General features: G+C 61.5%; 21 protein-coding genes. 3 read left to right on the top strand and 18 right to left on the bottom strand.

All coding sequences use genetic code 11. The features are described from left to right. Positions 1–19 precede the first annotated feature (19 nt). Entirely contained in the window at positions 20–1,192 is a 1,173-nt protein-coding gene (locus CEJ45_RS22645) for a CmpA/NrtA family ABC transporter substrate-binding protein (RefSeq protein ID WP_187697730.1), read from the bottom strand. A 651-nt stretch (positions 1,193–1,843) separates the two neighbouring features. On the opposite strand from CEJ45_RS22645, the gene CEJ45_RS22640 reads away from it, so the two are divergent. Both CEJ45_RS22640 and CEJ45_RS22635 read left to right on the top strand, forming a co-directional pair. Continuing rightward, entirely contained in the window at positions 1,844–2,002 is a 159-nt protein-coding gene (locus CEJ45_RS22640; protein ID WP_039788823.1) for a DUF3309 family protein, read from the top strand. A gap of 226 nt (positions 2,003–2,228) precedes the next feature. After that, on the top strand, positions 2,229–2,621 hold the full coding sequence (locus CEJ45_RS22635; protein WP_088757299.1) for a hypothetical protein: 393 nt from the start codon (positions 2,229–2,231) through the stop codon (positions 2,619–2,621). Between the two features lie 122 nt (positions 2,622–2,743). Here the strand turns inward: CEJ45_RS22635 and CEJ45_RS22630 are convergent, their stop codons facing one another. From CEJ45_RS22630 to CEJ45_RS22565, 14 genes are all read right to left on the bottom strand, one after another. Next, positions 2,744–2,959, bottom strand: coding sequence for a glycine zipper 2TM domain-containing protein (locus tag CEJ45_RS22630; protein ID WP_008326509.1), 216 nt, complete (start codon positions 2,957–2,959; stop codon positions 2,744–2,746). Between the two features lie 44 nt (positions 2,960–3,003). Next, positions 3,004–3,369, bottom strand: a complete 366-nt coding sequence (locus tag CEJ45_RS22625; RefSeq protein WP_141107042.1) for a hypothetical protein — start codon at positions 3,367–3,369, stop codon at positions 3,004–3,006. A gap of 269 nt (positions 3,370–3,638) precedes the next feature. Further along, the gene (locus tag CEJ45_RS22620; protein WP_034338233.1) at positions 3,639–3,809 is read right to left on the bottom strand and encodes a CsbD family protein; all 171 of its coding nucleotides are present in this window, start codon (positions 3,807–3,809) and stop codon (positions 3,639–3,641) included. 289 nt (positions 3,810–4,098) lie between these two features. Next, the gene (locus CEJ45_RS22615; RefSeq protein ID WP_088757297.1) at positions 4,099–6,132 is read right to left on the bottom strand and encodes a PAS domain-containing sensor histidine kinase; all 2,034 of its coding nucleotides are present in this window, start codon (positions 6,130–6,132) and stop codon (positions 4,099–4,101) included. Positions 6,133–6,295: 163 nt separating this feature from the next. Next, the gene (locus CEJ45_RS22610) at positions 6,296–6,790 is read right to left on the bottom strand and encodes a response regulator (protein WP_229296857.1); all 495 of its coding nucleotides are present in this window, start codon (positions 6,788–6,790) and stop codon (positions 6,296–6,298) included. 80 nt (positions 6,791–6,870) lie between these two features. Continuing rightward, a complete protein-coding gene (locus CEJ45_RS22605; protein WP_006464715.1) occupies positions 6,871–7,500 on the bottom strand; it encodes a response regulator in 630 nt (209 codons plus the stop codon). 346 nt (positions 7,501–7,846) lie between these two features. After that, positions 7,847–8,176 carry a BON domain-containing protein gene (locus tag CEJ45_RS22600; RefSeq protein WP_088757295.1) on the bottom strand — a complete coding sequence of 110 codons (330 nt, stop codon included), beginning with the start codon at positions 8,174–8,176 and terminating at the stop codon, positions 7,847–7,849. Between the two features lie 132 nt (positions 8,177–8,308). After that, a complete protein-coding gene (locus CEJ45_RS22595) occupies positions 8,309–8,686 on the bottom strand; it encodes a cell envelope biogenesis protein TolA (protein WP_088757294.1) in 378 nt (125 codons plus the stop codon). Between the two features lie 181 nt (positions 8,687–8,867). Continuing rightward, positions 8,868–9,080, bottom strand: coding sequence for a CsbD family protein (locus CEJ45_RS22590; RefSeq protein ID WP_058894511.1), 213 nt, complete (start codon positions 9,078–9,080; stop codon positions 8,868–8,870). Between the two features lie 73 nt (positions 9,081–9,153). Further along, the gene (locus tag CEJ45_RS22585) at positions 9,154–9,717 is read right to left on the bottom strand and encodes a ferritin-like domain-containing protein (RefSeq protein WP_088757293.1); all 564 of its coding nucleotides are present in this window, start codon (positions 9,715–9,717) and stop codon (positions 9,154–9,156) included. Between the two features lie 120 nt (positions 9,718–9,837). After that, a complete protein-coding gene (locus CEJ45_RS22580) occupies positions 9,838–10,152 on the bottom strand; it encodes an ElaB/YgaM/YqjD family protein (protein WP_088757292.1) in 315 nt (104 codons plus the stop codon). A 406-nt stretch (positions 10,153–10,558) separates the two neighbouring features. Beyond that, positions 10,559–10,741, bottom strand: a complete 183-nt coding sequence (locus CEJ45_RS22575; RefSeq protein ID WP_088757291.1) for a hypothetical protein — start codon at positions 10,739–10,741, stop codon at positions 10,559–10,561. A 38-nt stretch (positions 10,742–10,779) separates the two neighbouring features. Then, positions 10,780–10,977, bottom strand: a complete 198-nt coding sequence (locus CEJ45_RS22570) for a CsbD family protein (protein ID WP_034338209.1) — start codon at positions 10,975–10,977, stop codon at positions 10,780–10,782. 408 nt (positions 10,978–11,385) lie between these two features. Next, the gene (locus CEJ45_RS22565) at positions 11,386–11,580 is read right to left on the bottom strand and encodes a hypothetical protein (protein WP_088757290.1); all 195 of its coding nucleotides are present in this window, start codon (positions 11,578–11,580) and stop codon (positions 11,386–11,388) included. On the opposite strand from CEJ45_RS22565, the gene CEJ45_RS22560 reads away from it, so the two are divergent. Beyond that, entirely contained in the window at positions 11,579–12,043 is a 465-nt protein-coding gene (locus tag CEJ45_RS22560) for a PA2169 family four-helix-bundle protein (RefSeq protein ID WP_088757289.1), read from the top strand. The genes CEJ45_RS22565 and CEJ45_RS22560 overlap by 2 nt on opposite strands. A gap of 123 nt (positions 12,044–12,166) precedes the next feature. On the opposite strand, the gene CEJ45_RS22555 is transcribed toward CEJ45_RS22560, so the two are convergent. The 3 genes from CEJ45_RS22555 to CEJ45_RS22545 form a co-directional block, all read right to left on the bottom strand. Next, positions 12,167–12,892, bottom strand: a complete 726-nt coding sequence (locus tag CEJ45_RS22555; RefSeq protein ID WP_088755760.1) for an ABC transporter ATP-binding protein — start codon at positions 12,890–12,892, stop codon at positions 12,167–12,169. A gap of 15 nt (positions 12,893–12,907) precedes the next feature. After that, positions 12,908–13,675 (bottom strand): ABC transporter ATP-binding protein, encoded by a 768-nt coding sequence (locus CEJ45_RS22550; protein WP_088757288.1) that lies wholly within the window; start codon positions 13,673–13,675, stop codon positions 12,908–12,910. 15 nt (positions 13,676–13,690) lie between these two features. Next, positions 13,691–14,470 (bottom strand): branched-chain amino acid ABC transporter permease (locus CEJ45_RS22545; RefSeq protein WP_420913297.1); only part of this gene is annotated, 780 nt, incomplete at its 5' end.

Below are 14,470 nucleotides of genomic sequence, written 5' to 3'. Positions count from 1 at the left end.
GGCACCTGGCCGCACCCGCTCACACCTTGATCTTGAACGACTGCGCGTAGGCGGCCGGATTCTTGCCATCCCACACCGTGCCATCCATGAGCTTGGAACTGCGCATGACATCCTTGGGCAAGGGCGTCTTGGTCATCGCGGCTGCGTCCTTGTAGAGATCGATCTGGTTGACCGACTTGGCCACGGCCAGGTAATCCGGATCGCTCTTCAACAGGCCCCAGCGGCGGTGCTGGGTCATGAACCACATGCCGTCGGAGAGGAAGGGGAAGTTGACCTGGCCTTCGTCGTAAAACTTCATGTAGTTGGGATCGTCCCAGGTCTTGCCCAGGCCGTTCTGGTAGCGCCCGAGGATGCGCTGGTCGATCACGTCCTTGCTGGTGTTCACATAGGATTTGTCGGCGATCACCTCGGCCATCTTGTTCTTGTTGGCCAGCGAGGCATCGATCCACTTGCTGGCTTCCAGGATGGCGGCCATCATCGCGCGACAGGTGTTGGGATACTTCTGCACGAACTCCAGCGAGGTGCCCAGCACCTTCTCGGGATGGTCCTTCCAGATGTCCTGGGTGGTGATGGCGGTGATGCCCACGCCGTCGACGATGGCGCGATGGCCCCAGGGTTCGCCCACGCAGAAGCCATCCATGTTGCCCACCCGCATGTTGGCCACCATCTGCGGCGGCGGCACCGTGATGACCTTGGCATCCTTCATCGGATTGATGCCGTTGGCGGCCAGCCAGTAATACAGCCACATGGCGTGCGTGCCCGTCGGGAAAGTCTGTGCGAAGGTGTATTCGCGCTTCTCGGCCTGCATCAGCTTGGCCAGCGATGCGCCATCGACGGCGCCCTTGTCGGCCAGTTTCCTGGACAGGGTGATGGCCTGCCCGTTGTGGTTCAGGCCCATCAGCACGGCCATGTCCTTCTTCTGGCCGCCGATGCCCATCTGCACGCCGTAGATCAGGCCATACAGCACGTGGGCCGCATCCAGTTCACCGTTGGTGAGCTTGTCGCGCACACCGGCCCAGGAGGCTTCCTTGCTGGGGACGATCTTGATGCCGTACTTCTTGTCGAAGCCCATCACCGAAGCCATCACCACCGAGGCGCAATCGGTCAGGGGGATGAAGCCGATCTTGACCTCTTCCTTCTCCGGCTTGTCGGAACCGGCCGCCCAGGCGCCGCCCGGGGCCAGCCCCAGCATGCCGCTGCCGGCAGCCAGTGCCGCGCCCTGCAGGAGGGTGCGGCGACGTCCGTCTACACCATCGGCTGCCTTGACGGCGCTGTCCTGTACGACTGGCGTGCCGCTCTCCAGCGCGCCTGCCTTGCCTGCCTGACCTTTGGATTCCATAGCACTGTTCCCCTTGTGTTGCGATTTGAAGAAAGCCCAAACGAAAAAAAGGCGTGTTCCGACATGGATGCCCATACCGGAAGACGCCTTTGTCCTGGACGGCGCGACCGCCATTGGCCACACCTTCACATTGCTTGCGCATTGCTGCGCTTGTGACGAGGATTCAGCAAAGAGCGTGCCAGAACCTCCTCCTCGCTCGCAAAGCCGCGCGGGGACTGAACTTGCGGGAGAAAGGCCAGCCCACCCTACGGGCCCTTGGAGGTGGCACGGCGCGATCAAATCGGGCGTGGCCCGCACTTCGATTGTGCCTTGCACCAAGTTGGCAGCGATTTGTCAGGCACGCCCGGCCACCTACTCGCGCTTGCCGGATTTTCCTACAGCACATTGCGAGGGCCGCTGATCGTCTGGCCGACGGGGTGGCCCCAAAATGGGCCCAGCTTCACGAATCAACCGGCGCTTGCACCCTGGCGGGCAAGAACGAACTCAATAACAAAGGAGAAATCCATGACCCTCGGCACCATCCTGCTCATCGTCCTGATCCTGATCCTGCTCGGCGTCATCCCGGCCTGGCCGCACAGCCGCAGCTGGGGCTATGGTCCCAGCGGCATCGCTGGCACCATCGTCATCATCCTGCTGATCCTGCTGCTGCTTGGCAAGATATAAGGCGGGGCGGCCGCTGGCATCTTCGATCCGGCGGCCAAGCCCCTCCTCTCTGACGCTCCCTTCCCTCCCGCAAGCCTGATAACATCCGGTGGCGGACGGGAAAACGGCGCGGACGGTGCCTGTCACCGTCCGCGCCGTTTGCTTGTGGAGGCTGCCTCATCCCCTGTGGGGGCAGGTTCACGCACGCGGCTCTCCCGCACCCGTAACGTGAAGAGGCTGACATCAGATGAACAATAAATTCCTCGCTTCTCCCCTGCCCGCTCTCCTTGCGGCCTTCGCCATCCTGTCTGCCGGTACCGTGCACGCTGCTGAAGAAGATGTCAGCAAGGCCGATCCGCAGCGCTGGTACCAGGAAGACAACAGCCCCAAGGGCCGGCTGCAGAACCTCAACAAGGAAACCGCAGCGGCCTATGCCGAAGCGCTGCAGGCCTGCAAAAGCATGAAGGGGAAGGACGCTGCGGCATGCCGCCAGCAGGCGGCACAAGCCAGGTCGCAGGATGCGGCACGCGCGCAGCGCATCTTCAAGGACTACCAGGGTGACGCTCCCGCCGCTGCATCCGCCAGGAAGGGCACACGCAAGCCGCCACACAAGCACGGCGCCATGCCCGCTGCCAAATAAGCTGACCCGCATCCCGCCCTCAATGCAACAACGCCGCGACAGGTCATTCCCGTCGCGGCGTTGTTGATGGGTGCTGCGCCTCACCACGAGGCGCAGTGCCAGGCGATCAGCCGATCAGCAAATTACTTGCCGACCTGGTTGCCGATCACGCCACCGACAGCGGCACCACCGACGGTCCCGATGGCGCTGCCACCAGTGAGGACGGCACCACCGACAGCACCGGCACCTGCGCCGATGGCGGTGTTCTTGTCTTGCTGGGTCATGCCGCTGCAGCCGGTCAAGGCGGCAAAGGCACAGATGGCTACCGAGGTCACTGCCAGTTTTTGCATGGTCTTCATGATGACTCCTTCCTCTTGATCGAATGGTTGGATACGCCCGGCGCTCAGGTCGACGGACGCATGATCACGCGCGGTGGCTTGGACTGTGCGTGATCACGATAAACCGGTGCGCTGGGCGCAGCCTTGGCTTGGTCGCGTTGCGCCACCTGGCCCTGGCCGTCGGCACGTGCGCCAAACAGCAGCACGGCATTCTGCAGGGACTTGGAGCGCTTGCTCTGGGCCATGTCCATGTAGCGGAATTTCTTCTGCCCCAGCTTGTGCAGGCGCGCTGCATCAACCGGCATGTGACGGTCCATCGTGGAAGCCGACCAGCGCGCGGCGCTGTCGACGGCTTGTGAAGTTTCTGCGAAAGCGTGAGAGGCGAAAGCCGAGGCGGCTGCCAGCATGCAAATACCGACTGTTTTTTTCATGGTCTGCCCTTTCAGGGGTCCCTTCTGGCGGTGAGCTGAAAATTTCATGCGGCAAACCGAGAACTCTTTTTGATTTCCCGGCTCTACCAGCACCATGACGACATGGTCGCGGAAATTGCTGCATCACAAAATCAGCCATTTCCGATTCTGGCGTAGGCGTTTTCCTACACGGCTGAGCTTCGGCCTGCGCCAGTGGTAGCCAGCAATCGCCGCAGCGATGCAAAAACGACCACCAACGCAGTCCTGCCTCTGACGGCACGCAGTCCGGATTAGTCCTTGGCGGCTTCCTTGGCGTCACCATAGGTCTTCTGGACGTTGCCTTCGACCTGCTTGGCGGCGCCCTTGACCTGCTGGCTGGTGTTGCCGGTCAGCTCACCGGTCTTCTCCTGCACCTTGCCTGCAACTTCCTTCAAGCTGCCCTTGATCTGATCCTTGTTCATGATGGCTCCTTTGCGTTGTTCGTCTGTGGGTTACCCGGCGCAGAGCTCCGTTCCTTGCCGGTCCCGCCACCCTGGCCTCCCGTTCGGGCGGTGAGTGACGATGAATCCATGGTACCGATGAGCCTCTTGGCCCGACATAAGAGAGTCGCCCTTTCACGCGTAGGAAAAAACGAAAAATCGTGCCGGAAAAACGCTCTTGCAAACAAGCTCACCAAAACGCAGAAAGCCGCCCTGGGGGCGGCTTTCGTGGATGATGACGAGTACTTGAAACAGCCGTGCAGCCGCGATCTCAGGCGTCGCTGGCAGCCAGCTCCGGGCGTATCGGCAGGCTGATGCTGATGAGGGCACCCTTGCCCGGCGTGGAACGGATATCGACCTCCCCGCCAAAGAACGTGGCGCGCTCGCGCAAGCCGCGCAGGCCGTAGGTCTTGTGGTTGTCACGCCGCTCTTCGGGAATGCCCACGCCATCATCGCGTACGGTCAGGGCCACGTGGTCCTCATCGACGTCGAGAATGACATCGACCTTGCTGGCCTTGGCATGCTTGGTCACGTTGTTGAGCATTTCCTGCAGCATGCGGTAGATGGCAATTTCCATCTCGTGGCCCACATCGACGTCTTCATCGGGCAGGCTGGCATGGCAGGCGATGCCGGTGCGTTCGTGCAGCTCATCGAGCTGTTCCGAGATCGCTGCCTTCAGGCCGAACAGGTCCAGCGTATTGGGTCGCAGCTCGGTCTGGATGCGGCGCGTGGTGGCCACCAGCGACTTCATCAGCCCCTGCATGCGCACCTTGCGGTCTGCCCACTTTTCATCCTGCGGCAGGATCTGGTAGACCCCTTCCAGATGCATCGACAGGGCTGTGAGCGAGGCGCCCATGTTGTCGTGAAGCTCGCGGGCGATGGCACGCTTTTCTTCCTCCCGCACCGTTTCCAGGTGGTTGGTCAGTTCGCGCAACAGCGCAGTACGTTCGATGACGGTCTTTTCCAGCCGGCTCTCGCGCTCGCGCAATTCATCCTCGGCCTGCTTGCGCTCGGTGATGTCGGTACTGATCCCGATGACCCCCTGCACACTGCCATCCTTGCCGAACCAGGGCACCTTGGCGGTCTGGAAGGTGACCACGCCTTCGGGCAGGTGCAGGGTCTGTTCCAGTTTCTCGGGCTTGCCCGAGGCCATCACGCGGCGATCGTCGCGGTCCACCGTATCGGCCTCTTCCTCGACCAGGAACAGCTCGCGGCTGGAGCGGTACATGGTCTCTTCCCAGGTCTTGCCGAGCTTGTGCAGGGTCGCCGGGTTGGCAAAGATCATCAGGCCCTGGCGGTTCTTCACGAAGATCGGGTCGCTCGTGCTTTCGCTCACGGCATTGAGCAGCGCACTGGTCTCGGCCAGCTTCTGGGCGTTACGCGTGCGTTCGCCGTATTCGCTGTCGAGCCGGCTGGCCGACCCCCAGAAGATGAAGAGCACGATCACGCCGTTGATCAGCGTCAAGGTCGGCAGCACCAGTTCCGGCAGGATCCAGCCGTGCGACATGCCCCAGTTCAGCAGCAGGCTGAACGCCAGCAGCAGGAACAGGGTCTGCGGCAGCAGATGGCGCAGCATTTGGCCGCCTGGGGCCATGCGCAGGATCACCGCCATGAGCGGATGAGACGGACGCGCCATCAGCAAGGCCGCGCCCAGGAGCGCAAACACCAGCGACGACAGCAGCGAGATCGGTAGCGGGAAATCGAGATAGATGAACTGGCTCACGTCATACAGGTAACCCACCAGCGGAATGGCCGACAGGCCCATGAGCGTGAAGGCCAGGTACTCGGCGGGATAGTAGCCGCCCAGCAAGCGCCAGTCATGCAGCAGCAAGGCCAGCGCCATCAGGACGAAGCCCACCGACAGCAAGGGCGGAATGGCCAGCGGCGAGATCGGATTGGCGCCATCCAGCGGCAGCCAGCCCAGTGTGAGCATCATTGCATGGACGAGCGAGGCCACGCCCAGCACCAGCAACAGCAGCGCCAGCCCGGCGGCCAGCTTGCGCACCGACGCGCGGCGCGCGCCCGAATGCATGCAGCGCAGGTAGAGCGCTGACGCACCCAGGATGAAGCCACCGGCCGTCACTTCGCGCACGGCCAGCAGGCCCGAAAGCAGGCGACGGTATTCCGCGCCCAACAGGCCTGTCACGAGCACCACCACACCCAGCAGGATCACCGCCATGGACAGTCCCATGGCCAGCGTCACCATGCTGCTGTAATGCGCGTGGGACGCGGCAAAATACTCTACCGATGCGCTGTTCTGGAGATCGGCGGAGGACGGACGAAGGCCGTCATTGTTCTTCTGCATCGTCGGAAATCCCTTGCTCTAGTGCGATCCGTGCCACGCACCGGCCATCGCTGGCGGCCCGCTTGCCTTGATCGGTTCTCATTGTCTTTCTTCATCCGTGCCGCGCCGAATTGCCCTGGCGGCAGGATGTTGGGCTGCGCGAATTATGCAGCAAAAAGAGGCATCAAAGTCCCCCCGCCTGGGCCGGGCCCTGCGGCGAATTGTTGCTCGAAGAGGTACGGCCAAACTTGCCCGCCCGCTGTGCTGCCAATTCCTCCAGCAGGTCGCACAGCAGCGGTAGTTCGGAAGACTTGTCGAAGAAGTGCTGGACCCCGCATTGCACTCCCACGCGCCGATAGGTCGGGCTGACGTGATTGCTGAAGACCACCTTGACCTCGCTCTGGCGCCGCGTATTGGATCGTGCCAACGACTGCAGCAGGCTCATGCCGTTACCCTGCTTGAGCTGGATATCGAGGATCAGGACGTCATAGCTGTTCTGCTGCAAATCGCGCAGGGCTTCCAGCTCGGTCTCGGCATAGCCCACCAGGCGCACGCCAGCAATCTCCGCCAGGCTCTCCACGATCAGGTCCCGCACGTCCTCCGAATCCTCCACCAGGAAGATCCGCAAGGGCGTCCCGTCGCTCTCGCGCTGGGGCCTGCTGTTGAGAATGTCATCCATGATGCGCCGTACCACTCTTCCCTGCCTGCCGACCGGCCTCATCGACCTGTCGGTGGCATATCTGCCCGGGGTGCCAGGCCTCAGTCGATCAGGTTGTTCTTGATCGCGTAATAAATGATGTCCGCGTTGTTGGTCATGCTCATCTTCTGCAGCACGCGCGAACGATAGGTACTGACCGTCTTGACCGACAGGCACAGCTCGTCAGCGATCTGCGTCACGCCCTGGCCCTGGCCCAGCTTGTAGAAGATTTCGTACTCGCGCTGCGAGAGCGTCTCATGCAGCGGCTTCTCGGAATCCACCGGCTCGCTGGTGAGCAGTTCGGCCACACCGTAGCTGATGTACTTGTGCCCGCGCAGGATGGTGTTGATGGCATTGACCAGCTCGGTCGCCAGCGCTTCCTTCTGCACGTAGCCGGAGGCGCCGCTGCGCAGCACCTGCACCGCATAGCGGCTTTCGGGGTGCATCGACAGCATCAGCACCGGCAATTCCGGTTTTTCCCGCTTGATCTGCTTGAGGACCTCCACGCCACTCTTGTCGGGCATGGCGATATCGAGCAGGACGATATCCCAATCCTGGGTACGCACCAGGCGAATGGCTTCTTCGGCCGTGCTGGCCTCGCCGCCGATTTCCATCGACGGGATTTCCGAAATGAAGTGGTGCACACCTGCCCGTACGACCGCGTGGTCATCGACTACAAGTATTTTTGTCATGGCATTTTTGAGCGGTGAATTGTAACTTCAGCGCCGTGGGCGCTGCTTGGACCTGTTTTATGTTTGTACTCGATTCTGCACCGGGTGCAACACATGATTCCGTACAGCAATCTGTACCGTCATGCATGCGCGAGTTCCGGTGATCATCGCTGCCTCCCTGTCCTGGCAGACCGGTGGCCTGCCCCTGCCCGGCAGCAACGGGTTCCAACTATACCTGACAGGCCCTGACCTGTCTTCTTGCGAAACGCACCGGATCGTCTCGATGCGCTTTGCAAGCGGCAAATCCACAAGCAGGCAAAGCGCGGACCGGTCAACAGACCGGACACGCGCTTGCAAGTTCCGCGCTTTACTGCTTCAAGCGCAGGTCATTACGCACCGAGACCACGCCCTTGACGCCACGGGCCAGTTCGGTAGCACGGGCAGCCGAGGTCGAGCTGGAGACGAAACCGGACAGCTGGACCACGCCCTTGTAGGTTTCGACGTTGATTTCCGCGGACTTCAGGTTCGGCTCGTTGAAGATGACGGCCTTCACCTTGGTGGTGATGACGGCATCATCGACGTATTCGCCGGTGCCTTCCTTGCCCGGGCTGGATGCGCAGCCCACCAGGGAAACCATGAACAGGGCCAGGAAGAAACCGAGGAAACGCTTGGTCAGGGACATTTTGGTCAGCGACATGATGAAACTCCTTTGAGTTGTGTTGCGCAATCGGGTGACTGCGACAGGAACGGGATAAAGATATTGATTCTTGATCGTCCCGGGCCGCAGGCCCGGGTGCGAATCAGTTGCGCTCAATCGCGCCGGACAGGATTACTTGCCGTACTTGGCCTTGGCGTTGGCCACGCACTTGTCCTTGGCGTCGCCGCTCATGGCGTCGCACTTTTCCTTGGCGACGTCATAGTTGGCGTCGTTCTTGTCCTTCATGGCGTCCTTGTCGGCTTCCACGCCCTTGCGCTTGGCCTTGGCGTCAGCGACGGCCGATTCGTGTGCGGCCTTGGCTTCCTTCTCGCAGACGTCCTTGTCGTTGCCCTTCAAAGGACCGCACTTCTTCTTGGCAGTCTTGTAGTCGGCATCAGCCTTGGCCTTGTCGGCCTTGTACTGGGCCGCTGCCGGGTCGGCTGCGAAGACTGCGCCATGCATGCCGATAGCGGCTGCGCCGAAGATCATGGTTGCGATGATTTTTTTCATTGTGTCCTTCCTCATGGTTTGCTTGGGTTGCGGCCTGGGGCCGTATTCTTATGCAGGCCGGCATGGTGACCGGCCTGCGTCCTGCACTTTCACTCACTCACACTCACACACTCCAACTCCTGCTGCTCCCGCCACCTGGACTGCGCCCGGCGGCGGGATTGCGCCTGTGCATCAGGGATGCTTACTGGCGCCAATCCTTGTTGCGGTCTTCCCAGTCGCGGATCTGCTTTTCGGCTTCGTCCTTGCTCACGCCGTAAGCTTCCTGCACGCGGCCGGCCAGTTGGTCACGCTTGCCTGCGATGACGTCGAGATCGTCATCGGTCAGCTTGCCCCACTGTTCCTTGGCCTTGCCCTTGAATTGCTTCCAGTTGCCTTCAACGATGTCCCAGTTCATGTCGATCTCCTTGTGACGGTGGGGGAAAGAATTCCCGGAATGATGTGCTGCTCCAGTGGCTCGCTGCCCGGGCTTACAGGCCCAGCAGGTCGCTCATGTCGTCGGCGTGTTCCTCTTCCTGCGCCATGATCTGGATCAGCAGGTGCTTGGTGGTCGGATCGTCATCGCCGATGCGTTCGATCATCTGGCGATAGGCTTCGATGGCCACACGCTCTTCCACCAGGTTGGCGCGGATCATGTCCTTGATGTCCTCGGACTCGTCGTACTGCGCATGGCTGCGCTCGGCGATGGTCTTCGGGTTGAAATCGGGCTCGCCATTGAGCTGCACGATGCGCTCGGCAATCTGGTCGGCGTGGCTCTGTTCTTCCTGCGCGTGCGCCAGGAATTCGCCCTTGATCGCTTCCACATTCAGGCCCTTGGCGGTGTAGTAGTGGCGCTTGTAGCGCATCACGCACAGCAGCTCGGTGGCCAGCGCATCGTTCAACATCGCCACGACTTCCTCGCGGTTGCCGCGATAGCCTTCGGTGACGGCACCGTCATCAATCTTCTTGGCGGCGGCGCGGATGGCATCCTTGTCGAGGTGGAAGCCCTGCTTGTTCTTGACGTCGGTCTTCGGTGGATTCTTGGTCATGGTCATTCCTTCTCTCCGGTTTCTTGACTAATGCGCTGCGGTCTGTCTGGCAGCCGCGCGCCTGGCTGGATCCGGCCTTGCCCTAGGGCAGTACCGGGTTCCGGGAAAATGCTTGTGCTTTTGTGCTTAGTAGCGGTCAGCGCTGCGGCCCACGGCCAGGCCGACCAGCAGGCCGATACCGGTGCCGATGGCAATGGCGCGCCACGGGTTGGACTGCACGTAATCGTCGGTGCTGGTGACGATCTGGCGCCCCGTTTCGACCACGGCAGCCTGGGCATCCTGGGCGGTGTTGAGTGCCTGCTCCAGCAGGTCCTGGGCACCGGCGCGCAGGTCGTCGGCCTTCTTGCCGGTGGCGCTGGCGGCCTCGGCGAACATGTCCTGGGCTTGCTGCAGCAGGGATTGCACGTCGGTACGGGCGGTCTTGAATTTGTTGGCTTGCATGCTTGGCCTCCTGGTATACGTTGCGGTTTGATCGGGGCGGCGGACTTGTTCCGGCCACCCGGGGTGAGGCGTGCTCACGTGTTGCTCACATCAGGTACTGCAGCACGATCAGCATCAGCACCGGCACACCCAGAAGCCATCCGAGTACGAGCTTGTCCATGATCTCCTCCCTTGTTCTTGGTCGTGCCGGGCGGTTGCGGACTGACTCGACGCAAATTCCGGCGCCTTCGTTGATGCTGTCCTGCTGCGTTCAATTTCCGTGCTGCTCTCGCCATCTCTGCTTGCTGCTCTCACCTGCTTGATTCAGAGAGTCAGGAGCAAGATACCGGTGCCTTGTCGCGCTTTGTATCGGCGCCAGACCGATTGCCGTGTAGGACAAAGGCCCACCGGCCACCGTTGCCGCCGCTCACCGAACACGGCGTTGCGCGACGCTACGGGCGCTGCCGCCCTCGTCTTCCCAACGCTGCAGGGCGATGTCCTGCTGGCGCTGGTCGCGGCGCTGCGCCTGGCGAGCCAGCATGCGCAGGCTGGCACCGACGGCCACACCGGCGATGCCGGCGGCCCATAACAATGTCTTTCCGAAACTCATCAATGCTCTCCTTCGGTTTGCGTCGCAACGGCGGCGCCTTACAGCGAACCTGCACGCTGGCGCAGGGAGCGCTTGATCAGGTCCTGCGCTTCGCCGACGGCGTGCATGATGCGACCGTCCATCTGGCGGCGCTGTGCCGCACGCTGCAGCTGCACGTTGCCCAGCACCGATCCCACGCTTTCCTGGAACTTGCCGAGGGCAAAGTTGAACTGGCCGGTGATCGTCTTCTTGTTCATGATGCGGTTCCTCGTCGTCAAGGGTTCAACATGGATTGAAAGGAGCGGTGCAGGTCTTGCGTAGATATATCCACGATCCGCTGCAGCGTTTTTTGCTGCCTGTGTGACCGTGAACATCATGGGAAAAATGATAGCGAGCGCCTACTGTTCTGCTCTATAGGACGGCGGCCAATTGTTTTGTAGGACAAACCGGAAAGCCTTGTCGGCATTGGTATGGCGGCGGATGAGGCAATCTTTACGGTGGGGCTTGAGGCAGGCAAAAGCGCGGCCGTTTCCTACACGGGCTTGCGTTGCCGTCCGATGGAGTCAAGCACGCCGGGCTCCTAGGATGGAACTGTGCAACGACGGTCCTGCTTCTGCTGGTCGGCTGATCCAGGCTGATCTGTCCGGGAGGCGACTGTTGACCATTCACCCTATACCGACAAGGAGAACATCATGGGCAAGTATTTCCTGGCATGGCTGTGCGGCGTTCCGGCGTTTCTGCTGGTGCTGATCTATTTCTTCTTCCATTGAGGCATTGAACAACCCGCTGCCGCCCCGGATGTCCTGCCGGACAGCGCGTGCGGCGAGCCCGAAGAACGCAAAAAGAAAGGAAGGCAACATGAACAATGACCACCTGATTTCCACCCTCAACGACCTGATCCAGATCTCCATCGATGGCGAAAAGGGCTTCCGTGCCTGTGCCGATGATGCGCAGGAGCGCTACATTCCCTACAAGGAAACCTTCATGCTGCGCGCCACCGAGTGTGCGCAGGCAGCGCTGGACCTGCAGGACCTGGTGCAGCGCCTGGGCGGCGAACCGGCCAGCCACAGCACCCTGGGCGGCACCCTGCATCGCCAGTGGGTCAACCTCAAGAGCGCCATCACCGGGCGCGATGACGAAAGCATCCTGGAAGAATGCGAACGCGGCGAGGATGCCGCCGTCAATGCCTATCGCAAGGCACTGAGCGAAGACCTGCCGACCGACATCCGCCTGGTCATCGAACGCCAGTACCAAGGCGTGCTGGCCAACCATGACAAGGTGCGCAGCTTGCGCAATGAGGTTCGGGCACGCAAGACTGCCTGAGGTCACGCGTGATGCATGCTTGGTCATCGCATGCGGATGACGTAAAAAAAACGCAGCCAAGGCTGCGTTTTTTCGTCGATACATCACAAATGATTTATATCATTTACGAATTACCGGCTCGACTTACCCCTCACCCAGATAAGCCGCCTTCACCCGCGGATCATCCAGCATCTGCTGCGCCTGCCCTTCCATGGTGATCAGGCCCGACTCCATCACATAACCGCGATGCGCCGCCTGCAGTGCCAGCTTGGCGTTCTGCTCCACCAGCAGGATGGTGATCCCCTGCGCCGACACATTGCGGATCACTTCAAAGATCTTCTCCACCATGATCGGCGACAGGCCCATCGACGGTTCATCCAGCAGCAACAGCTTGGGATGGCTCATCAGCGCGCGCGCCATCGCCAGCATCTGCTGCTCGCCACCCGACAAGGTCCCCGCCATCTGCGCCGCACGTTCCTTCAGGCGCGGGAAGACCTCGAACCAACGGTCGATGTCGGCCTGGATCTGGCCCTTGTCATTGCTGGTGTAAGCCCCCATCAACAGGTTTTCCTGGATGCTCATGCGCGTAAATACGCCACGGCCTTCCGGCACCATCGCCAGCTTGTCCTTGACCAGCTCGAAGGACTTCTTGCCCTTCAACGGATTGCCGAGATAGTAGATGTGACCATCGACTTTACTGCTGGGCAGCGTGCCGGTGATGGCTTTCAGGGTGGTGGTCTTGCCCGCGCCATTGGCGCCGATCAGGGTGACCAATTCACCGTCGTTGACTTCCAGGCTGATGCCCTTGACGGCCTGGATGCCGCCATAGGCCACGCTCAGTTGTTCGACTTTGAGGATGTTCGTTGTCATGTTCTGTGGTCTCGCTTAATGTCCTGCACCGAGGTAGGCCTCGATCACCGCCGGGTTCTTCTGCACGTCGGCCGGCACACCTTCGGCAATCGGCTTGCCGTAGTCCAGCACCGTGATGCGGTTGCACAGGCCCATCATCAGCTTCACATCGTGTTCGATCAGCAGGATGGTCTTGCCTTCAGCCTGTATCTTCACCAGCAGCTCGCGCAGGCCCAGTTTCTCGGTGGCATTCATGCCGGCCGCCGGTTCATCCAGCGCCAGCAGTTGCGGATCGGTCGCCAGGGCACGGGCGATTTCCAGGCGGCGCTGGTCGCCATACGACAGGTGGCGCGCCGTGCGCTTGGCGAACTGGCCGATGCCCACGAAGTCCAGCAGCTGCTGCGACTTGGCGCGGATCGCCGCCTCTTCGTCACGTGCTGCCTTGTGGCGGAACACGGCACCGAACACATTTTGCTTGGTGCGCACGTGGCAGCCGACCATCACGTTTTCCAGCACGGTCATTTCACCGAAGAGGCGAATGTTCTGGAAGGTACGCGCGATGCCGGCCTTGGCCACTTCGTGCGGGGCGCTCGGCGAATAAGGCTTGCCATCCAGTTCAAAGCTGCCGGTATCGGGTTGGTACAGGCCCGTGATGACGTTGAAGAACGTGGTCTTGCCGGCGCCGTTGGGGCCGATCAGGCCATAGATCTGGCCGCGCTCGATGGTGAGGCCCACGCCATTCAAGGCTTGCAGGCCGCCGAAACGCTTGCTGACGTCACGGATCTTGAGCAGTGTCTGACTCATCTTCTTATCTCCTGCTTAGGCTTTGACTTCGCCGGTGGTACCGACTTTGGTATGGTCCACTTCGGGACGGTCCTCATGGCGCGGCGAGGGCCACAGTCCAGCCGGACGGGTCAGCATGATGATCACCATGGCCAGGCCGTAGAGCAGCTGGCGCAGCACTTCGGCATCGATCCACACCTTCCCGAAAATGGCCATCTGCAGCGGCTCCACCACATGGCGCAGCACTTCGGGCAGCGCCGCCAGGATCACGCCACCCAGCACCACGCCAGGAATGTGGCCGATGCCGCCCAGCACCACCATGGCCAGCACGGCGATGGATTCGGTCAGGGAGAAGGATTCCGGCGAGACGAAGCCCTGGAAGGCACCGAACATGGCACCGGCCACGCCACCAAACGAAGCGCCCATGGCGAAGGCCAGCAGCTTGACGTTGCGGGTGTTGATGCCCATCGCCTTGGCGGCGATCTCGTCTTCACGGATGGCCACCCAGGCACGGCCCAGGCGCGAATCCTGCAGGCGGGACGAGAAGAAGATCACGAAGATGCACAGCACCAGGAACAGGTAGTAGTACGCGTTCACCGAGGGCAGGTTCATGCCGAAGACCTTGACCATCGAACCCGAACCCGGCTCACCGGCCAGCGACACGCCGAACACGCGGATCGGGTCGATCAGGTTGATGCCCTGCGGACCGTTGGTGATGTTCACCGGCGCGTTGAGGTTGTTCATGAAGATGCGGATGATCTCGCCGAAGCCCAGCGTCACGATGGCCAGGTAGTCACCGCGCAGCTTCAGGGTCGG

It is taken from the genome of Herbaspirillum aquaticum, from assembly GCF_002213425.1.
GTDB lineage: Bacteria > Pseudomonadota > Gammaproteobacteria > Burkholderiales > Burkholderiaceae_D > Herbaspirillum > Herbaspirillum aquaticum.
The sequence above is the reverse complement of the archived record's forward strand: the minus strand, read 5'-3'. Positions and strand labels throughout refer to the sequence as shown.